Raw genomic sequence first — 19194 nt, forward strand, 5'->3', positions numbered from 1 at the left:
GATTAACCCAGCGCGCGTGAAATCTGGTCGATCTGAGCGGTGGCCAGACGGCCCCCGTAAGCCGATTGCAGGGTTTCGGCGGTGAAGGCCTCGGCCACCGAACCCTCGGCCACTTTGCGGGTGTTGATCAGGAAGACGTGGTCGAAATAATCAGTGACGGTGGCCAGATCGTGATGCACGACGACAACGGTCTTGCCCCCCTCTTTCAACGATTTCAGCACCGCAATGATGGCCTTTTCTGTTGCCGCATCGACCCCGGCAAAGGGTTCGTCCAGCAGATAGAGGTCAGCCTCTTGCGCCAACGCACGCGCCAGAAACACCCGTTGCTGTTGCCCGCCGGAAAGCTGGCCGATCTGGCGATCTGCGAAATCGTGCATGCCTACACGGTTCAGGCAATCCATGGCGCGCGACATATGGCGCGCACGGATACGACCCAGCAGACCCAATTGCCGCGACAGGCCCATCAGCACCACGTCGATCACACGGGTCGGGAAGTCCCAATCCACACTGGCGCGTTGCGGCACATAAGCGATACGCGCGCGTTGTTGTTCCAGCGGCTTACCATAGACGGTGACCTGCCCGGACAGCGGTGACACGATTCCCAAAGCGGCCTTGAGCAAGGTCGATTTTCCAGCCCCGTTCGGGCCAATAATGGCCGTCATCGCGCCGGGCTGCACGGTCATGTCCACCGAGAACACCGCTGGCTTCTGACCGTAGGAAACTGTCAGGCCGCGAATTGCCAGAGGGCTATCGTCCAAGCCGTGCTCTGCAACCGAAACACCCTGATTTGTGGCCAACTCCAGCATGACTTAAAACCCCGCCGACAGTTTGCCGTTCATGCCGCGATCAGGCACATCCGCGCCCAGCGCGCCTGCGATGACGGTGATGTTGTGATCCAACATGCCGATATAGGTACCCTCGTAAGTGCCCGGTTCGCCCATGGCGTCGGAATACAGTTCACCACCAACGCCCACATCATGACCTTTGGCCGCAGCCCCTTCGATCAGAGCGCGCATTGATCGGTCAGAGACCGAGCTTTCCACAAACACCGCTTTCAGCTGTTTGTCGACCAGTGTGTCCACTAGCTCTCCGATCCGGTTCAGACCGGCCTCAGACTGGGTCGAGATGCCCTGGATACCCATCACCTCATAGCCGTACTCAGCTCCGAAATAGCCGAAAGCATCATGCGCCGTGACCAATACGCGGTTGGTTTCGGGGACAGACGCGAGCGCCCGACCGGCATAGACCTCCAACTGGTCAATCTCGGCCAGATGCGCTTGCGCATTTGCGGCAAAGATGTCGGCCGAGTCGGGACGCGCTTCGGTCAGTGCTTCCTGCACTTCGACCACCACATCGCGCCACAATGCTGGGCTCATCCACACATGCGGGTCGTATTTATCAGCATAATCATCATGCGCACGCAGTTTCGACGTGTCGATCCCTTCTGCAACGGCGACCACGTTACGCTTGCGGCCCAGGTCGTGAAAGAAATCCTCCATCTGCGCCTCAAGATACAGGCCGTGCCACAGGATCAGGTCGGCACGGGTCATGGCAACGATATCGCTGCGGGTCTGGCGATAGGCGTGCGGATCGACGCCGGGACCCATCAGGCCCTTCACCTCGACCTGATTGCCACCCACCTGACGCGCGGCGTCGGCAATCATGCCTGTGGTGGCGACCACCTTCAGGGGCACCTCGGCCCAGGCCGTCAATGGCGATGCAGCGGCAAATACCAAGGCTGCAAGAAAGCTGCGACGAATCATGTCGGACCCCGATTTGGAACTCAGTTGCAATTGAATATGCGAACCATTCGCAAGTAAGTCAACGCTATTGCGAATTATTCGCAAGAAAATGCCGATTTTGTCCATTTGGTCAAAAAATACACTATTCCCGCTGCTGTATGCCTTTCATTTATCCGCAACCCGTGCGATTTTGACGCAAACCTCCCAAAGGAAGTGAAGATGGATACGCAGAGCTCAGAAAGCCCCGTGCGCACAGCGCATCTGCCGCAAGTGACCGAGCCCAGAAACCCCGGCATGGATCTTGATCTTGACTGGGTGCGCGCCGTACAGGCCAACACCTCGGCGATTGAGCGCCGTGCGGCGACCCTGCCCGGTCGTCGGTCGGTTAAAAAAGAGTATCAGGCCGCATGGCTTCTGAAGGCGATCACCATGATCGACCTGACCACATTGTCCGGCGATGACACCGTGGGTCGCGTGCGTCGTCTGTGCGCCAAAGCGCGTCAGCCAGTGGCACCTTCTATACTGCAGGCGCTGGACATGCCGCCGGTCACAACCGGGGCAGTTTGTGTCTATCACGACATGATCGAAACGGCGGTTGAGGCGTTGAAAGGCACCGGCATCCCCGTCGCGGCCGTGTCGACCGGCTTTCCAGCCGGTCTGTCGCCGTTCCACCTGCGCGTGGCCGAAATCGAGGAAAGCGTGAAAGCAGGGGCGGAAGAGATCGACATCGTCATCTCGCGCCGTCATGTCCTGTCGGGCGACTGGCAGGCTCTGTACGAAGAGATGAAGGCCTTCCGCGTGGCCTGCGGCGATGCCCATGTCAAAGCCATCCTTGCCACCGGAGAGCTTGGCAGCCTGCGCAACGTCGCCCGCGCCTCGCTTGTCTGCATGATGGCGGGGGCTGATTTCATCAAGACCTCGACCGGTAAGGAAAGCGTCAACGCCACCCTGCCCGTGTCGCTGGTGATGATCCGCGCGATCCGCGACTACTATGACCGCACCGGGTATCGCGTCGGGTATAAACCTGCGGGTGGTATTTCCAAAGCCAAGGACGCGCTGGTTTACCTGTCGCTGATCAAGGATGAGCTGGGAGACCGCTGGCTGCAACCCGATCTCTATCGCTTTGGCGCATCGTCCTTGCTGGGCGATATCGAACGGCAATTGGAACACTATGTGACCGGGGCCTATTCGGCCGGTTACCGTCACTCGATGGGCTGAGGACAGAACAATGACAGTCAAAGAGATTTTCGAGACCATGGATTACGGCCCCGCCCCCGAAAGCGCCGCCGAAGCGCTTGCTTGGTTGGTCGATCAGGGCGACAAGTTCGGTCACTATATCGACGGTGCCTTCACCAAACCCGGAAAGGGGTTCGAAAGCCGCAACCCGGCGACCGGAGAGGTGCTGGCCAAGCTGACCCAGGCGAAACAAGCCGACGTGGACGCCGCCATTGCCGCCGCGCGCAAAGTGCAACCGAGGTGGGAGAAGCTGGGCGGTGCGGGCCGGGCGCGGTACCTTTACGCCATTGCGCGCCTGCTGCAGAAACACGCGCGGTTGTTTGCGGTGCTGGAAAGCCTGGACAACGGCAAACCGATCCGGGAATCACGCGACATCGACATCCCTCTGGCGCAGCGACACTTCTACTATCACGCGGGCATGGCGCAGTTGATGGAGAGCGAACTGCCCGATGCGCAAGCGCTGGGTGTCTGCGGACAAATCATCCCGTGGAACTTCCCGCTGCTGATGCTGGCTTGGAAGATCGCGCCGGCGCTGGCAATGGGCAATACTGTGGTTCTAAAACCGGCCGAGTACACTTCGCTGACCGCGCTGCTGTTTGCCGATATCTGCTCGCAGGCTGGCCTGCCCAAGGGCGTGGTCAACATCGTCACCGGTGATGGCGCGGTAGGTGAAATGATCGTGAGCTCGGACGTGGACAAGATCGCCTTTACCGGCTCGACCGTCGTAGGTCGCCGAATCCGTGAGGCCACCGCTGGATCCGGCAAGGAGCTGACATTGGAGCTGGGTGGCAAGTCTGCCTATATCGTCTTTGATGACGCCGATATCGATTCAGCCATCGAAGGTTTGGTCGACGCGATCTGGTTCAATCAGGGTCAGGTCTGCTGCGCAGGTTCGCGCCTTTTGGTGCAGGAAGGTATCGCGGACCGCTTCCATGACAAGCTGCGCGCGCGGATGGACAAGCTGCGCATCGGTGATCCGCTGGACAAATGCATCGACGTGGGCGCTGTGGTGGACCCGGTGCAGTTGCAGACCATCAAAGCAATGGTCGAGAGCAACACCGTTGGTCATGTGCATCAGGCCGCCTGTGAGCTGCCTGAAAACGGCTGCTACTACCCGCCGACGCTGATCTCGGGGCTGGAAACGTCCGATCCGCTGATGCAGGAAGAAATCTTCGGCCCGGTGCTGGTCTCGTCGACCTTCCGCACACCGGAAGAGGCGGTGGAACTGGCCAACAACACCCGTTACGGGCTGGCGGCGACGGTGTGGACGGAGAATGTGAACCTCGCGCTGGATATCGCGCCCAAGCTGGTTGCGGGCGTCGTTTGGGTGAACGCCACCAATCTGTTCGATGCCGCCGCCGGGTTTGGCGGCGTGCGCGAGAGCGGCTTTGGCCGCGAAGGCGGCTGGGAAGGCCTGGCGGCCTACATCAAGCCCAAAGGCAAAGCCAAACCGCTGGCGAAAGTCGAGGTCACAATGGGCGAAGGGGCTCCGGCCGATCCCATCGATCGCACCGCCAAGATGTATGTTGGCGGCAAGCAGGCGCGCCCCGACAGCGGTTATTCCGCACCCATCTGGGGCAAAACCGGCCTGCTGGGCCATATCGGGCTGGCCAACCGCAAGGACGTCCGCAATGCGGTTGAGGCTGCGGCGGGTGCCAAGGGATGGTCCAAGACCACTGGCCATCTGCGGGCGCAAATCCTGTTTTACATCGGTGAGAACCTCTCGGCCCGCGCCAGTGAATTCGCCGCCCGCATCGACGCGATGACCGGCGGGAAAAACGGAGCGAAGGAGGTTGAGGCCTCGATCCAACGCCTGTTCACCGCTGCTGCCTGGGCCGACAAGTATGACGGTCAGGTTCACGGTGTTCCGATCCGCGGCGTGGCAATTGCCATGAAAGAACCGGTGGGTGTCATCGGCGCGCTTTGTGCGGATGAGGCACCTTTGCTGGGTCTGGTCTCGGTCATGGCACCAGCGATTGCGATGGGCAACCGGGCGGTTCTGGTCGCCTCGGAACCCTACCCTTTGGCGGCAACCGACTTCTACCAAATCCTTGAGACGTCGGACGTGCCCGCTGGCGTGGTCAACATCCTGACCGGCAGCCATGCGGAACTGGCGAAACCGTTGGCCTCGCATCTGAACGTGGATGCGGTCTGGTCATTCTCGTCTACCGATCTGTCACAAGAGATCGAGGTCGTCTCGGCCGGGAACCTGAAACGCACATGGGTCAATAACGCGACGGCATTTGATTGGGGCGTAGACCATTCGCGCCGCTTCCTGCAGGCTGCGACCGAAGTGAAAAACATCTGGGTGCCCTACGGCGAGTAGGGCTCCCGCTTTAGGGAGGCCTACATGGACTTTTCAGGAAAAACCGTCATCGTCATTGGCGGCACCAGCGGTATCAATCGTGGCATTGCCGAGGCCTTTGCGGCCTCGGGGGCCAAACTGGCCGTCGCCAGCCGATCGCAGGCAAAGGTCGATGACACCGTCGCCGCGCTGAAAGAAGCGGGCGCACAGGACGCCATCGGGGCGTCGTTCGACGTGCGCGATGCAGAGGCCGTGGCCGAGGGTCTGAAAAAGTTCCACGATGCATTCGGCGATTTCGACGTTTTGGTGTCGGGCGCAGCAGGCAATTTTCCGGCGCTAGCAGCCGAGATGTCAGTCAATGCCTTCAAGACCGTGATCGACATCGACCTTATGGGCACGATCCATGTGATGAAGGGGGCCTATCCGTTCCTCAAACGTCCGGGTGCCAGCATCATCAATATCTCGGCTCCGCAATCCTATCTGCCATACGAAGGTCAATCCCACGTCTGCGCCGCCAAAGCAGGCGTGGACCAGATCACCCGTACCTTGTCGATGGAATGGGGCGTTGAAGGCATCCGCGTGAACTCGGTCGTGCCCGGTTTCATTGAAGGCACCGAAGGCGCAAAACGTCTGGCCCCCACCGAAAACGCCCATGAAGAGCTGCGCCGCGATGTGCCGCTGGGCCGCTGGGGCCAGCCGCAGGACGTAGCCAATGCCTGCCTGTTCCTCAGCTCTGATCTGGCCAGCTATATCAGCGGCACGGTACTAGCTGTGGACGGGGCGCTGTATCAGCGCGGCTCAGGCAAATTCGGTCAGATGATGGGGCATATGCTTCGCAGCGCAGCGGGAAAAAAGGGCTGAGGCGTACTCAGCCCTTTTTTCATCAATTCGTGGTTTCCAGCCCTTCGGGCTTACCGACGACTGTGAAATGCAGCCCTTCGGGGTCCAGCAACTCGTGGGCTATGCGGTTTACTTCGTCCAAAGTCACCGCGTTCACCTTGTCGTTGCGGGTGGCGATGTAATCGATGGGCAAGTTCTCCATCTGCATCCCGACCATGATCCCGGCGATCCGGCCGTTGCCATCGAACCGCAGCGGATAGGCACCAGTCAGATAGGTCTTGGCCTCGTCCAGTTCGGTCTGGGTCACACCTTCAGTGGCGGCGCGGGCCCATTCGTCGCGGATCACCTCGACCGCTTCTGCGATGCGGTCATTTCCCGAGGACACGGACCCCATATAAACCGAGGCCAAATCCTTGGGCACCAGATAGGTCGCTACGCCATAGGTCAGGCCGCGTTTTTCACGCACCTCCTGCATCAGGCGGCTTTCGAACCCACCGCCGCCCAGAATGTGGTTCAGGATGTAGGCGGCAAAGAAATCGGGATCGTCGCGGTCGATGCCCGCATGGCCGAACAAGACGACCGATTGCGGGGTGTCGAATTCAACCACGCTGACCCCGCCCGGGATGCTCACATCGGCACGATCAGGAATCGGCTTGCCGGTTTCAGGCAGATCAGCCAGCAACTTGTCCAGCAACGCACCCAATTCGTCAGGGGTGATGTCGCCCACGGCACCGACATATAGCCGGTCCTTGGCAAAGACATTGTCATAAGCGGTCACGACATCGGCGCGGGTCAGCGCGCTGACGCTTTCGATCGTGCCCTTGCCCTCGGTGCCATAGGGGTGATCGCCATAGGCCACCCGGGCGAAATTACGGCTGGCTATATCGTTGGGGTCGGTCTGATCGGACCGCAGCCCGGACAGAACCTGCGCCTTCACCCGCTCTACTGCATCCTCGTCAAAACGCGGCTCGTGAATGGTGGTACGCAGCAGGTCGGTCACTTCATCGCGGTTCTCGGTCAGGAATTGCGCAGAGATCGAGACCGAGTCATCAGACGCATTGTAACTGAACGAGGCTGCCAGTGATTCCAGTTCGCGCGCATAGGTGCGGGCATTCATGTCACCTGAGCCTTCCTCGATCAGGCCGCTCATCAAGTAGATGGCGCCGCGTTTGCCGGGCTCGTCCAGTGAGGTGCCGCCGCGAAAACGCATCTCCAGCGCGGTGAAGGGGATCGAGTGATCCTCGACCAGCCAGGCTTTGATACCGCCGGGCGAGGTGACCTCTTCGATCTTGATCTCGGCCCAAGCGGGCAACGCGATGACAAAGGCGATCAGGGTTGCGAATACTCGTTTCATTGCGTCACCTCATCGTCGCGCATCAGCCAACCCGTGACCGATGCTTCGGATTGCAGAACCTCGCGGGCGGCGGCGATGATCTCATCCCCCGTCACTGCCTGCAGAACATCGGGCCAGGCCTGCACATCCTCGACCGTCAGACCACTGGTCAGAGCGCGGCCATAGCGGTTGCCGATCCCGTCCACATTGTCGCGCGCAAAGGTCTGGGCCGCACGCAGCTGCATCTTGATGCGGTCAAGATCTTCTTCGTTGACACCTTCGGCGATAAAGTCAGCCACAGCCTGGTCCATCGCGTCCTCGGCCTCTTGCAGGGACACGCCCTGCGCCGGAACAACCAGCAGATCAAAGGTTGTGTCGTCCAACGACACACCTCGGTAAAAGGCTCCGGCATAAACAACCATTTGCTGTTCAAATTGCAGCTTCTCGTTCAGATATGACGTGGTGCTGCCGCCCAGCAACTCGGCCAGCAGGAACAGCGCCGCGGCTTTCTCCTGCTCACCCGGATCACGCTCGGGGGCCAGATAGCTGCGCTGCACATAAGGCTGCGAAACGCGCGCGTCCTTGAAGGTCAGGCGACGTTCGGAAGTCTGCGGAGGCTCTTGCGAGCGGAATCGTTCGGGCAGGTCAGGATTGGCCGGGATGACTCCGTAATACTGTTCGGCCAACGCTTTGACCGCATCGGGCTCCACATCACCGGTCACCACCAAGATGGCGTTATTGGGCGCATAATGGGTCTGGTAGAAGGATAGCGCATCCTCCATGTCCAGCGTTTCCATCTCGTGCCGCCAGCCAATGATCGGTACGCCATAGCGATGGTTGAGGTACTGCGCCGCGTTCATCTGCTCGCCGAACAGAGCGCGGGGGCTGTTGTCGGTGCGCTGGTTGCGTTCCTCCAGGATCACGTCGCGCTCGGTAACGATGTCCTCTTCACTGAGGCGCAGGTTGCGCATCCGGTCCGCCTCCATCCGCATCATCAGCTCCAGCCGGTCTGCGGCGACGCGTTGGTAATAGGCGGTGTAATCATAGGACGTAAATGCATTGTCGTTGCCGCCATTGGCAGCAACGGTGGCCGAGAACTCTCCCGGCGCCAGCGTGTCGGTGCCTTTGAACAGAAGGTGTTCCAGAAAATGCGCCACACCGGACGAGCCGACCGGCTCATCCGCAGACCCGGCCCGATACCAGACCATGTGCTGCACGATGGGCGCGCGGTGATCTTCGACCACAACGACATCCATGCCGTTGTCCAGCGTAAAGGTTGTTACCGCCTCGTGCCCCTCTTTGGCAATCAAAGGGGTGGCGGCGAATAGGGCGGCAGACAAGGCCAGAGCCCGAACCATGGGGCGTCCTCCGTTTCGTTTAATGATGTTCAAACTACGGTGGTGCGGCGCAGGTTCAAGGCTGATGACGGAAAGTTAAGATTTATTCATCCGCCGGAGGCGCAGAAGGCGTCTCGATCCCCGCACGGCGCGCCGCTTCGTTTTGCGCGTCAGCATCAAGTGCCTGACGCTGATAAACCTGCGTATAGCGGTCCACCTTGAACAGGCGCAGGCGGGTCAGGCGGCCCTGCTTCCTGCGGAATTCGGCATCTTCGGTATCGACGACCTGCCGCGTGTTGGACGGTACGCCATAGCGGCTGGAGGCCGTCACCAGTGCTGCATCGGTGGACGGGATGGCGGCATTGGCATTCAATGCTGCCTCGCTGCCGCCCAGTGCTATGATTGCATCCGCCTTCGGGTTCGGGTCGGTCAGGTTTGTCCCACCCGGCGTGGGCGCAGGCAGGAACTTGTAGTCCTTAGGCTGGGTCAACGGTTCCACTGGCATGACCGAAAACTCGTCCGGCCCCTGACCCGGTGCCTCAAGGTGGCGCAAACCGATATCGGCACATCCCGCTACCGCAAGGATAAGTGTCACAGCAAATATGGAACGCGGCAACCGCATCAGAGTCTCCAGCCAGTTTCAGGCGCTTTTATCGCATATCACCCGGCGCGTCACGAGGGCTTTTTGCCCTCGAACAACACAAGCCCGATGGCACCCGCAAAGATGAAGACATCGGCCAGATTGAACACGAACGGGTTGTTGATGCCGCAGCAGGACATGTTCAGGAAATCCAGAACATAGCCATAGATCACCCGGTCCAGCACATTCGCCAGCGCCCCGCCTATCAGCAACCCGCCACAGAACAGCATCAGTTTCGACGGGGTCGTGCGCATCAGCCAGATCAGCACACCGACCGAGATGGTCAGCGAGACACCGATCAGCACCCAGCGGGCGGTGTCGGTATCACCTTGGAGCAGGCCAAAATTGATGCCCCGATTCTCGCCGTATTTGAAAACCAGCAAGGGTGGCAGCACGTCGATATTGCCCTCAGCCACGCGCATCACGTGAACGACCAGATATTTGCTGATCTGGTCGATCAGAAACGCGGCCAGCGCGGCCCAGAGCAGAAGGCGATAGCCCATCAGTGACGGAAGTGGCGCATGCCGGTGAAGACCATGGCCAGACCGGCCTCATCCGCAGCTGCAATCACTTCGTCGTCGCGCATCGAGCCGCCGGGTTGGATGACGCAGGTGGCCCCCGCCTCGGCAGCTTCCATCAGACCGTCAGGGAATGGGAAAAACGCATCCGAGGCCACGGCTGAGCCAATGGTCAGCGGTTGGGCCAAGTCCAGCGCATCGGCCATGCGCTCAGCTTTCTTGGCCGCAATCAGGGCCGAGTCAACGCGGCTCATCTGACCCGCACCCACGCCCACGGTCGCGCCGTCCTTGACGTAGACAATGGCATTGGACTTGACGTGTTTCGCCACTTTCCACGCAAACAGCAGGTCGCGCATCTGCTCGTCGGTCGGGGCTTTTTTGGTGACCACCTTCAGGTCGTCCATGCCGACAAATCCGTTATCCTTGTCCTGAACCAGCAGGCCACCGGCCACCTGACGCACGGTCTTGCCGCCTGCGGTTACATCCGGCAGGCCGTCCGTGGTCAGCAGGCGCAGGTTCTTCTTGACGGCGAATATAGCCTTGGCCTCATCCGATGCACCGGGGGCAATCACAACCTCGGTGAAGACGCCAGTGATCTCCTGTGCGGTTTCGGCGTCCAGCGGCTGGTTCAGCGCAACGATCCCGCCAAAGGCCGAGGTGCGGTCGCAGTCAAATGCGGCCTTGTAGGCCTCAAGCAAAGTCGCGCCTGTGGCAACGCCACAAGGGTTGGCGTGTTTGATAATGGCACAGGCTGCGCATTGTGCCGGGTCGAACTCGGCCACCAGCTCAAATGCCGCATCGGTGTCGTTGATGTTGTTGTAGCTCAGTTCCTTGCCCTGATGCTGCACGGCTGTCGCAACGCCGGGACGGTTGGTGCCATCAGTATAGAAAGCCGCCTGCTGGTGGCTGTTCTCTCCATATCGCAGGGTCTGTTTCAACTCACCGGCAAAGGCGCGGCGTTTGGGGGCCTCAAGTTCGAGCGCGTCAGCCAGCCAGTTGGACACGGCAGTGTCATAGGCGGCGGTGCGGGCATAGGCCTTTTGCGCCAGCTTGCGGCGGAATTTCGGGCAGGTCGCGCCACTGTGTTGATCCATGTCGCCCAGCAGTTTCTCGTAATCCTCGACGTCTACAACCACGTTCACAAAGGCATGGTTCTTGGCCGCTGCACGGATCATCGCCGGACCGCCGATATCGATGTTCTCGACACACTCATCGTAGTCGGCGCCCTTGGCGACGGTGGCTTCGAACGGATAGAGGTTCACCACCAGCAGATCGATGGCTCCAATGCCGTGTTCTTTCATCGCAGCCACGTGGGTGTCATTGTCCCGCAGCGCCAGCAGGCCGCCATGGACCATCGGGTGCAGGGTTTTCACCCGGCCATCCATCATCTCGGGGAAACCGGTGACCTCGCTCACATCCATTACTGCAAGCCCCGCGTCGCGCAGCGCCTTCGCGGTGCCGCCGGTGGACAGCAACTCGACCCCGCGCTCGGACAGCGCCTGTCCCAGTTCGATCAGTCCGGTCTTGTCGGATACGGAAAGCAACGCGCGGCGCACGGGGTGAAGGTCGGTCATGGGTCCAAAGGTCCTTTTGGCGTCAGTCAAACTCGGGCTCGTCCCGGTGCAGGTCGCGCACGGCATAGGCTGTATCCTGCGCCTTGCTCAACGTCCACTGGATGCGGGTCGCATACTCCATTGCGCGCCCGGATAGAACGATCTGTTTTGTCGCGCGTGGCTTTAATCGACCTTTTTCTAGATAAACGCTTGGTTCGACGGCTAATTTTGCAACACCATCATGGCGGAAAACCCAGATCTCACCGCTTTTGAGCGCCATCGACACCGCTGCACCGCCCAAATCGATGGCCGCATCCACATCCGGATGCAGGTGAAACCGAACGTCATACCGAACGCCCTTGAGGCCCGAAGCATCCATTGCCTTGTCGAACTGCCGCTTGGCTTTGTCGGTAGCGGTCAGCAGAATATCCTCGCCGGTCAATTGACGCCCGTCAAACCGCAGCTCGAAAGTACGGGCATGAGTCAGGCCGAAGGTTTTGGTGTAGCCATCATGTCCGACCATAAAGCGCGCGCCTTCGAATGCCTCTTCCGCATCCACCGGTACCTCTTGCGGCGCATCGATCAGCGCCTCGCTCTCGACGCCATTCCCCGCAGGAGCCAGCCGGGCGCTGGAATAACCATCCAGACACAGGGTTGAATGCGAAGGTGTCGCGCGCCCGGCCCGCCGCCATTCCGACCCGAAGCTTCCGCCCGAGCCGCAATTCACGATCAAAGGCCGCCGCCCCGAGGTCAGTTCGAACGCAAGGGTCGAAGCATGGGCATTCAAGGATGCGGCCCCCTTGGGCGGCGCGCTGGCATCCACGATCACGCTGGTCCGCGCAGCGTAGAGACGGGCAAACCCCATTGCCAAACCACGCGCGTGCTGCGGTCGAACCCCGCTTTGGGCAAGCGCCTGATCCAGACGGCCTTCGACCCCGCGCCCGCCGCCGTGAAACCGGGCCAGCGCACCATCGGAATGGCGCAGGCTACGCAACGTGGGCGCCATCCGCTTAATCGCATCGGCCTGTGCGCCTGGCGTTCCCCGTCCCAGATCGCCCAGCGCGGCCGAAGTCCACGACAGCAGGGTGAAGACATCCAACAGTTCTTCGGGATTGCGGGTTGGAATGCCGCCCTTTGCATCGATCTGTTTTTCGCATTCCTTCGCCAGTGCGCGCAGGGCCGGATCGGCCACCTGTTCAAGCCCTTTCAGCGCCAGACCAGCCTGAACCAGCCCGGCCAATGCCTCGAACCGAGGAAGCCCCGGCGTGGCGGCCTGCCAGCGTTTGGATAGGAACCATGTCTGCTGCGCCAGCGCGTGGAAGAAAAGTTTGGCCTGTTTCTCATCCATACCCCGCAACAGGAACACTGCGTGGTTGATCCACCGCGTCACCCGCCGTCCGGTCAGTTCGGGTGCCCATCCAGGCCCCTGCCCGCGCCCATGCGTGTCGATCCAGCCCCAGACCCAGCGCTGTGCCTTATCCCGCGCCCGCATGTCCCCGACAGCAGCCAGATCATCCAACCAGGAAAAGCCGTGGCGCTCATCGTCGAAACCAGCGCTTGGGGCGGTGACGTCCCACAGGTTGGTGTCCTGTGCCTCAACCAGAAAACCGGCAAACAGCAGATTACCCGCAACCAGCTGCCGCCCACGCGCAAAGGATCCAACAGTGCGCGGCTCAGGCTCGGACACAAACCCGGTGACCGCCTTGCGCCGCTGGCTCAGCCGCGCATAGAGACGGTTCTGAAACCGTGCCCACCGGTTGGTCATGGTATCTGAGTTCGACATGACGCTCGTTACTCTGCCCCTTGCGCTCTGCTGGCGCTTGAGACCCAACGATAGACCGCACGGATCGTCAAGTCACCGAAAAGCGTCGCGTCAGGCGGATTTGTTCAGACAGGCGATATAGAACCCGTCCATCCCGCCGCGATCCGCCCAATAGTCGGGCCGCAGGCGCAGGCCACCCTCTTCGGTGATCCAGCCTGGCTCAATCCCGGCGATGTTCAGCGCATCGCGATCCACTGCCATGTCCGGATAGTGGTCCAGGGCCTCTTCGATCTGAACTTCGCCCTCATCCGGCAGCAGGGAACAGGTGCAATAGACCAGCCGCCCGCCGGGTTTCAGCAGGGTCCAGGCATGGGCCAGCATCTGGGCCTGCAACTCGATCAGCCCGCCGAATTCCGAGCCGTCCTTGGCAAAGGGCAGGTCCGGGTGACGACGAATGGTGCCGGTCGCGGAACAAGGCGCGTCCAGCAGGATGGCGTCGTATTGGCCCTGATGCTCGAGTGCATCGCCCGCGATGACGTTGGCTTTCAGACCGACGCGTTTGAGGTTTTCGCGCACCCGCTCCAGCCGCGATTCCGAGATATCCAGCGCGGTGACCTTGGCCCCGGCTGCGGCCAGTTGCAGCGTCTTGCCACCCGGCGCGGCGCAGAGGTCCAGCACGGTTTCACCGGTTTTGGGCGCCAGCACCTGCACCGGCAACGCCGCCGCCGCGTCCTGCACCCACCAGTCGCCTGTGTTGAACCCCGGCAAGGTTGAGACCTGTCCCGCATCCTGTATCCGCAGTGACCCGGTCGGCAGGGCTTCTCCGGGGCCGTTTGCCCCCGGCTTTAGGGTGATATCCAGCGGAGCGCCTGCGAAATGGGCCTGTTCCATGCCTGTGACAGCCTCAGTACTCCAAGCCATGATCAAAGGCTCACGCAGCCATTCGGGCAAGCGCGGCACCCGCATTTTGGGCCACGCTTCGGGCCCTTCGTCCGCCACTTTACGCAGAACCGCATTCACCAGGCCCTTGAGGCGGCCATGCTTGCGCGACCGGCTAACGATCTCGACCATGGAATTGACCACACCATGCGCGGCCTCTCCGTGGCACAGCTCAACCGCGCCAAGGCGCAGAGCGTTGTGGACCGTCAGCGCAGGCGTCCTGTTCAGGTGGTTGTCCAGCAGACGATCTGCACGTTCGAGACCACGCAGGGTTTCCAGCGTCAGGCGTTGCGCCCGCGCGCGATCTTCCGGGCCCAACCGATCCAACGCGCCTGCAGCCAGACACTCGGGCAGCAGCCGGCCTTCCCCCAGGATCTGATCCAGCAGATAGATCGCGCTGCGTCGCGCCGCTGTTGCGTTGTCGGACATGGAACCGCCTTTGATGTGACCCTCGCCCGCATTGCCAAACGCGGACGGGGGCGTATATCAAGCCCATGCACGGAAAGGAACCCGATGTCATGAGTGACGACCGCAAAGACCTGCCCCCTGCCGCTCAGCGCGCTCTGGCCGAGGCTGCAGAGCGGCGTAAGAAAGCCGAGGCTGAGGCAAAAGAGATGCCCAAGGAACTGGGTGGGCGCGATGGTCCCGACCCGGCCCGCTATGGCGATTGGGAAAAGAAAGGCATCGCGATCGACTTCTGATCGCTTAGCCCCGCAACGCCTGCAGAAAACCGTCAATCAACGCGCGCTGTTTTTTCGACCGCACCCGGTCTTCGGGCCAGGTCAGCCAATAGCCTTCGCGCGTTTCCAGCTTTGGCAGGTCCAACCTGCTCAGTTGACCGGTGCGCAAATGCCCCGACGCCAGCGGCACCGAGCCCAGAACCACCCCCATGCCCTGCCGGGCCGCCGTGATCGCGTGACCCATTGAATCGAAGCTGACCCGAGCGGGTGGCAAATCATCCATCCCCGCTGCTGTAGCCCACTCGCGCCAACCCGGTCGCTCGCCGCGCTGATCGACCAGTGGCGCCCCCCAAGCGACCCCAGGCGCGGTCATCGGCACCAGAACCTCCTGCGCGATCAGAGCGGCCTCGCGCCCCGGCCACGCGCCACGACCATAGCGTATTTGCAGCCATGTCTTTTCCTCATCCAGCGAAGACCGGCGCGCCACGGAATCTGTCAGGACCTGTACCTTGGGCCGCATCTCAAGGAATTCGGGAAGGCAAGGCAGAACCAGCGCATCAATATGGGAGGACAAACCCGCGACGCGCAGCTCACGCGGGGACTTGCCGAACAGATCCTCGGTGTTGCGCTCCAGCGCCTGCAAGCTGTCTTGCACCAGCGGCAGATAGCTCTCACCCTCAACGGTCAGTGACACGCCCCGCGGTTCGCGCACAAACAGCGTCCGGCCCAGCCAGGCCTCAAGATTCGCGATCCGCTGGCTGACCGCAGCCTGAGTCAGCCCGAACTCCTTGGCGGCGGCCGAAAACCCGCCCAACCGCCCGGATGCTTCGAACACCCGCAGCCAGTCCAAAGGCGGCAATCCGATCTTTTTCCTAGCCATAATTTTTTCTAAGCCTCAGCAGAAAGAAGGATTAATTGTCGTAATGCCACGCGGCGCGTATTTCCTCAAGCAAAGCCGCGCTGAACAGGAGACCCCCATGCTGCGCACCGCCACCCATGACGCCTCGGTCGTGACTGTTGAATTCGACACCGGAATCCAGGCCCGCTTTCATGCCATCTGGCTGCGCGACAACGCGCTGGACCCCGAGACCCGCGCGCCGGGCAATGGCCAGCGTCTGATCACCATCGGTGACATTCCCGCCGACATCTCGATCAGTGCCGCCGAGGTTCTGAATGGTGACCTGAGTGTCACCTTCCAACCCGAAAACAAGACCGTGACCTTCCCCGCCGTTTGGCTGGCCGATCACATTTATGACTGCGACCGGATGCAAGAAACCGGCCGCATCGCCCCCGACATCACTACGTGGGAACGCGGCATCGACGCGCCCAGCGCAGAGTGGAACGCAGTGCATGCCAATCCCGGCGCCAAGCGCGACTGGCTGGCTGCCGTGGCCGAATTCGGCTTTGCCAAGCTGACAAATGGCCCGTCTGAGCCGGAATCGCTGCTGAAGGTGGCCAATCTGTTCGGCTATGTCCGTCAGACCAATTACGGCCCCTATTTCGAGGTCCGGACCGAGGTGAACCCGACGAACCTCGCCTATACCGGACTGGGGCTGCAGGCCCATACCGATAACCCCTATCGCGATCCGGTTCCGACACTGCAAATTCTGTACTGCCTCGAAAACAGCGCTGAGGGAGGTGACTCGATCGTCGTCGACGGTTTCCGTGCGGCCGAGAAACTGCGCGACCGGAACCCTGATGGCTTTGCCTTGCTGGCCGGTTACCCGGCGCGGTTCGAATACAAAGGCTCTGACGGCGTCTGCCTGCGGTCTCGCCGTCCGATGATCGAACTGTCGCCGGAAGGTGAGTTGATCGGCATCCGCTTCAACAACCGCTCGACCGCGCCGCTGGTCGATATCCCCTTCGACCGGATGGAAGCTTATTACGCCGCCTATCGCCAACTGGGCGAGATCATCGACGACCCCGCAATGGGCGTGTCGTTCAAGCTGGAACCGGGTGAGAGCTTCATCGTCGACAATACACGTGTTCTGCACGCGCGCCTGGGCTATTCCGGCGTAGGTTCGCGCTGGTTGCAGGGGTGTTACGCTGACAAGGACGGGCTGCTGTCAACTCTCGCGGCAATGGATATGGCCCAACCGGAGGCAGCGGAATGAAACCGGATTTTTCGACACTGGGCCAGAACAATATCGTCGATTTCATCGGCGACATCTTCACCCGTCGCGGCAGCGAGGAATATCTGGGCGAGCCCGTCACCATGGCCGAACATATGCTGCAAGGTGCCACCATCGCCGAGCAAAACGGGATGCCCGAGGAAATCATCGTCGGCGCGTTGCTGCATGATATCGGCCATTTCACCTCCGAGTTCGGCAGCTACCACCCGGACGACACCGAAGACCGCCACCACGAGGACGCGGGTGCTGCGGTGCTGGAGCAGTTTTTCCCCTCGGTCATCACCGATTGCTGCCGCTATCACGTGGCAGCCAAACGCTATCTCTGCGCCACCAAGCCCGAGTATTTCAACCGCCTGTCCGACGCCTCGGTCCATACCCTGGAACTCCAGGGCGGCCCGATGAGCATCGAGGAAGTGGCCGCGTTCGAGTCTAACCCGAACCTGAAAGCGATCATCCAGGTCCGCTATCTGGACGAGGCAGGCAAGCGCCCGGACATGGAAACGCCCGACTTTGCCCATTTCGCACCAATGGTGCAGCGCATGGTCGACAAACACATGGGGACGTCATGAACGCGCCGGAATATATCTTTGAAGCCAGCACCAAACCCTCGCTGCCCTGGCACGAGGTCCCGCTGATCCGCGCCACCAACGAGTCGGTCAAAGGCTATGGCTGTCTGGTCGGTGACCCCGAAGGGTTCGAGATCGAAATCACCCGGTGGCCGCAGCAAGGCTGGCGGCCCATCGACCAAGGCACTGGCGACGAAGGCGGCTGGGTCGAGGGCACATTCTACGGCGAATGGAAGGGCGATGTGCTCTATGGCCGGAACGAAGCGGTGAACGGTCACTATGTGCTGGGATGGTCGACAGATCCACAACAGGCGCAAGCAGAGCGCCAAACCGCGCCGCGCGATCAGGTGTTGTTGTGGCACATGAACTACCATCCCGATGGCGGACAGATGTTTTGGCCGCTGGACAACAAGCCCTTCATCATCCCCGCCGCTCTGCCCGGAGACAATCTGACGCCCGAAAAGGTGGTGGCCTTTTGGTGCGACGGCGCGCGCGGACTCTATATCCATCCCGGTATCTGGCACGAAGGGATTTTCCCCGTTGAGGACAACCAACGCTTTCTTGACCGGCAGGGCGCAGTTCACGCACGGGTCAGCGCGGATATCGGCAAGGAATTCGGCGTCTACCTCGCCTGTCCGCTGCGCGCAGACAAGATAAGGGACCTCTGACGCCGCTTTCAGAAACCCTTAACCTTTGCCGCCAACATCTGTGATACGCTCGAACCAGTCCAAATTGGCATGGGAGGCATCAGATGGGACTGAACAGACGTAGGGTGGTCCAGTTGGGAACTGCGGCAACGGTCGGCACGCTGCTGCCGCGCGTAACACTTGCGGCAGCCGACCAAAATGAGGCGTTCGAACAGGGCTTCAGCGATACGCTCACGCGCCTGAGAACATTATTCGCAGAGGCCGGGTTCACCGAGTCCGAGCCGCTCTCGATGGTATCGGGGGTCGTGGACTACAACGGTGGGCTGCGACACGATTTCGATCAGTCCGTCCTGCCGTCCAACGCCTTTGTCATTCAACCCTTGGCACGGGTGGCGGATGTGGACGAGAAACACCGCCCGGACGTGCTGCCCCTGTTCCATGAGGTCGGCTGTCACCCCACGGACGCCGATGGTCAGACGACGACCCGCCTGATGTTGCGCATTTTGACCGAGGGGATCGGCCTCGATCCATCCCGCATTGCCTTTGTCAGCGTGCCGCAGTCCGAAGACATGCGCCCGGTGCTGGACGAGATGGGACTGCCTTTTGCGGAAAAAGTCCTGATGCGAAATGAGGCCGAGGCTCTGGCAGCCCGCGACGCCTCGGGCTTTTTCTTCCCCGATCCGTTCGGAGAAGACTACATCGTGACCATGGGCGTCTATTACCGTGTCGGCGATACGGATGAACCCGCCCCCTCAGCCTATCCTCCGTCGGCGAACTGGACCGAGATCGGCGAGATCGTTATCGAAGGTGAGGCTGCCCCCCTTGGCATTTCCATCGGGGCCGAGCGCCTTACCTATGCCCGAACCGGCCAGTACCCAACTTGGGATCAGCGGCTGGTGCAGCTCTTTGCAACGGCAGAACAGGGTGGCGCGGAACCGCCCGGTCTGGCCGCGTTTCGCTGAAC

Annotated in this window: 18 protein-coding genes; 8 read left to right on the forward strand and 10 right to left on the reverse strand. The window is 61.2% G+C overall.

Translation table 11 applies throughout. The features are described 5' to 3' along the window. Window positions 1–2: 2 nt before the first annotated feature. Window positions 3–806, reverse strand: a complete 804-nt coding sequence (locus AC2FEE_RS15605) for a metal ABC transporter ATP-binding protein (protein ID WP_496866247.1) — start codon at window positions 804–806, stop codon at window positions 3–5. 3 nt (window positions 807–809) lie between these two features. Continuing rightward, window positions 810–1763, reverse strand: a complete 954-nt coding sequence (locus AC2FEE_RS15610; RefSeq protein ID WP_496866248.1) for a metal ABC transporter solute-binding protein, Zn/Mn family — start codon at window positions 1761–1763, stop codon at window positions 810–812. A 198-nt stretch (window positions 1764–1961) separates the two neighbouring features. Between AC2FEE_RS15610 and deoC the strand changes: the two genes are divergently transcribed. The 3 genes from deoC to AC2FEE_RS15625 are packed head-to-tail and all read left to right on the forward strand — an operon-like array spanning window position 1962 to window position 6144. Further along, complete coding sequence (deoC, locus tag AC2FEE_RS15615) at window positions 1962–2960, forward strand: deoxyribose-phosphate aldolase (RefSeq protein WP_496866249.1); 999 nt, start codon at window positions 1962–1964, stop codon at window positions 2958–2960. Window positions 2961–2970: 10 nt separating this feature from the next. Then, window positions 2971–5304, forward strand: a complete 2334-nt coding sequence (locus tag AC2FEE_RS15620; protein WP_496866250.1) for an aldehyde dehydrogenase family protein — start codon at window positions 2971–2973, stop codon at window positions 5302–5304. A gap of 24 nt (window positions 5305–5328) precedes the next feature. Then, a complete protein-coding gene (locus tag AC2FEE_RS15625) occupies window positions 5329–6144 on the forward strand; it encodes an SDR family oxidoreductase (RefSeq protein WP_496866251.1) in 816 nt (271 codons plus the stop codon). 22 nt (window positions 6145–6166) lie between these two features. Here AC2FEE_RS15625 and AC2FEE_RS15630 read toward each other — a convergent pair whose 3' ends face one another. From AC2FEE_RS15630 to AC2FEE_RS15660, 7 genes are all read right to left on the reverse strand, one after another. Continuing rightward, window positions 6167–7477 (reverse strand): M16 family metallopeptidase, encoded by a 1311-nt coding sequence (locus tag AC2FEE_RS15630; protein WP_496866252.1) that lies wholly within the window; start codon window positions 7475–7477, stop codon window positions 6167–6169. Further along, entirely contained in the window at window positions 7474–8814 is a 1341-nt protein-coding gene (locus tag AC2FEE_RS15635) for a M16 family metallopeptidase (RefSeq protein WP_496866253.1), read from the reverse strand. The genes AC2FEE_RS15630 and AC2FEE_RS15635 overlap by 4 nt, the downstream gene beginning before the upstream one ends. 82 nt (window positions 8815–8896) lie before the next feature. After that, window positions 8897–9415, reverse strand: coding sequence for a DUF3035 domain-containing protein (locus tag AC2FEE_RS15640; RefSeq protein ID WP_496866254.1), 519 nt, complete (start codon window positions 9413–9415; stop codon window positions 8897–8899). Window positions 9416–9465: 50 nt separating this feature from the next. Next, window positions 9466–9936 (reverse strand): signal peptidase II, encoded by a 471-nt coding sequence (lspA, locus tag AC2FEE_RS15645; protein WP_496866255.1) that lies wholly within the window; start codon window positions 9934–9936, stop codon window positions 9466–9468. Continuing rightward, window positions 9936–11525: a bifunctional phosphoribosylaminoimidazolecarboxamide formyltransferase/IMP cyclohydrolase gene (purH, locus tag AC2FEE_RS15650; protein WP_496866256.1), complete on the reverse strand. Its 1590-nt coding sequence runs from the start codon at window positions 11523–11525 to the stop codon at window positions 9936–9938. Before purH ends, lspA begins: the two co-directional genes overlap by 1 nt. A 22-nt stretch (window positions 11526–11547) precedes the next feature. Then, on the reverse strand, window positions 11548–13287 hold the full coding sequence (locus AC2FEE_RS15655; RefSeq protein ID WP_496866257.1) for a heparinase II/III family protein: 1740 nt from the start codon (window positions 13285–13287) through the stop codon (window positions 11548–11550). 90 nt (window positions 13288–13377) lie between these two features. Further along, the gene (locus tag AC2FEE_RS15660) at window positions 13378–14634 is read right to left on the reverse strand and encodes an RsmB/NOP family class I SAM-dependent RNA methyltransferase (protein ID WP_496866258.1); all 1257 of its coding nucleotides are present in this window, start codon (window positions 14632–14634) and stop codon (window positions 13378–13380) included. A gap of 89 nt (window positions 14635–14723) precedes the next feature. Between AC2FEE_RS15660 and AC2FEE_RS15665 the strand changes: the two genes are divergently transcribed. Then, the gene (locus tag AC2FEE_RS15665; protein WP_496866361.1) at window positions 14724–14906 is read left to right on the forward strand and encodes a DUF1674 domain-containing protein; all 183 of its coding nucleotides are present in this window, start codon (window positions 14724–14726) and stop codon (window positions 14904–14906) included. Window positions 14907–14910: 4 nt separating this feature from the next. On the opposite strand, the gene AC2FEE_RS15670 is transcribed toward AC2FEE_RS15665, so the two are convergent. Next, window positions 14911–15765: a LysR family transcriptional regulator gene (locus AC2FEE_RS15670; protein WP_496866259.1), complete on the reverse strand. Its 855-nt coding sequence runs from the start codon at window positions 15763–15765 to the stop codon at window positions 14911–14913. 97 nt (window positions 15766–15862) lie between these two features. Here AC2FEE_RS15670 and tmpA point away from each other — a divergent pair, with 97 nt between their 5' ends. The 4 genes from tmpA (at window position 15863) to AC2FEE_RS15690 (ending at window position 19192) form a co-directional block, all read left to right on the forward strand. After that, window positions 15863–16999, forward strand: a complete 1137-nt coding sequence (tmpA, locus tag AC2FEE_RS15675; RefSeq protein WP_496866260.1) for a 2-trimethylaminoethylphosphonate dioxygenase — start codon at window positions 15863–15865, stop codon at window positions 16997–16999. Then, a complete protein-coding gene (tmpB, locus tag AC2FEE_RS15680) occupies window positions 16996–17586 on the forward strand; it encodes a (R)-1-hydroxy-2-trimethylaminoethylphosphonate oxygenase (RefSeq protein ID WP_496866261.1) in 591 nt (196 codons plus the stop codon). The genes tmpA and tmpB overlap by 4 nt, the downstream gene beginning before the upstream one ends. Next, entirely contained in the window at window positions 17583–18251 is a 669-nt protein-coding gene (locus AC2FEE_RS15685; RefSeq protein ID WP_496866262.1) for an ureidoglycolate lyase, read from the forward strand. Before tmpB ends, AC2FEE_RS15685 begins: the two co-directional genes overlap by 4 nt. Before the next feature lie 83 nt (window positions 18252–18334). Next, window positions 18335–19192, forward strand: coding sequence for a hypothetical protein (locus AC2FEE_RS15690; RefSeq protein ID WP_496866263.1), 858 nt, complete (start codon window positions 18335–18337; stop codon window positions 19190–19192). Window positions 19193–19194 lie beyond the last annotated feature (2 nt).

Source organism: Ruegeria sp. YTSC199, from assembly GCF_059609725.1.

Bases quoted from the DNA above. Each gene is read 5' to 3' on its own strand.
- AC2FEE_RS15605 (WP_496866247.1), bottom strand. From the start codon at position 806: ATGCTGGAGTTGGCCACAAATCAGGGTGTTTCGGTTGCAGAGCACGGC.
- AC2FEE_RS15610 (WP_496866248.1), bottom strand. From the start codon at position 1,763: ATGATTCGTCGCAGCTTTCTTGCAGCCTTGGTATTTGCCGCTGCATCG.
- deoC (WP_496866249.1), top strand. From the start codon at position 1,962: ATGGATACGCAGAGCTCAGAAAGCCCCGTGCGCACAGCGCATCTGCCG.
- AC2FEE_RS15620 (WP_496866250.1), top strand. From the start codon at position 2,971: ATGACAGTCAAAGAGATTTTCGAGACCATGGATTACGGCCCCGCCCCC.
- AC2FEE_RS15625 (WP_496866251.1), top strand. From the start codon at position 5,329: ATGGACTTTTCAGGAAAAACCGTCATCGTCATTGGCGGCACCAGCGGT.
- AC2FEE_RS15630 (WP_496866252.1), bottom strand. From the start codon at position 7,477: ATGAAACGAGTATTCGCAACCCTGATCGCCTTTGTCATCGCGTTGCCC.
- AC2FEE_RS15635 (WP_496866253.1), bottom strand. From the start codon at position 8,814: ATGGTTCGGGCTCTGGCCTTGTCTGCCGCCCTATTCGCCGCCACCCCT.
- AC2FEE_RS15640 (WP_496866254.1), bottom strand. From the start codon at position 9,415: ATGCGGTTGCCGCGTTCCATATTTGCTGTGACACTTATCCTTGCGGTA.
- lspA (WP_496866255.1), bottom strand. From the start codon at position 9,936: ATGGGCTATCGCCTTCTGCTCTGGGCCGCGCTGGCCGCGTTTCTGATC.
- purH (WP_496866256.1), bottom strand. From the start codon at position 11,525: ATGACCGACCTTCACCCCGTGCGCCGCGCGTTGCTTTCCGTATCCGAC.
- AC2FEE_RS15655 (WP_496866257.1), bottom strand. From the start codon at position 13,287: ATGTCGAACTCAGATACCATGACCAACCGGTGGGCACGGTTTCAGAAC.
- AC2FEE_RS15660 (WP_496866258.1), bottom strand. From the start codon at position 14,634: ATGTCCGACAACGCAACAGCGGCGCGACGCAGCGCGATCTATCTGCTG.
- AC2FEE_RS15665 (WP_496866361.1), top strand. From the start codon at position 14,724: ATGAGTGACGACCGCAAAGACCTGCCCCCTGCCGCTCAGCGCGCTCTG.
- AC2FEE_RS15670 (WP_496866259.1), bottom strand. From the start codon at position 15,765: ATGGCTAGGAAAAAGATCGGATTGCCGCCTTTGGACTGGCTGCGGGTG.
- tmpA (WP_496866260.1), top strand. From the start codon at position 15,863: ATGCTGCGCACCGCCACCCATGACGCCTCGGTCGTGACTGTTGAATTC.
- tmpB (WP_496866261.1), top strand. From the start codon at position 16,996: ATGAAACCGGATTTTTCGACACTGGGCCAGAACAATATCGTCGATTTC.
- AC2FEE_RS15685 (WP_496866262.1), top strand. From the start codon at position 17,583: ATGAACGCGCCGGAATATATCTTTGAAGCCAGCACCAAACCCTCGCTG.
- AC2FEE_RS15690 (WP_496866263.1), top strand. From the start codon at position 18,335: ATGGGACTGAACAGACGTAGGGTGGTCCAGTTGGGAACTGCGGCAACG.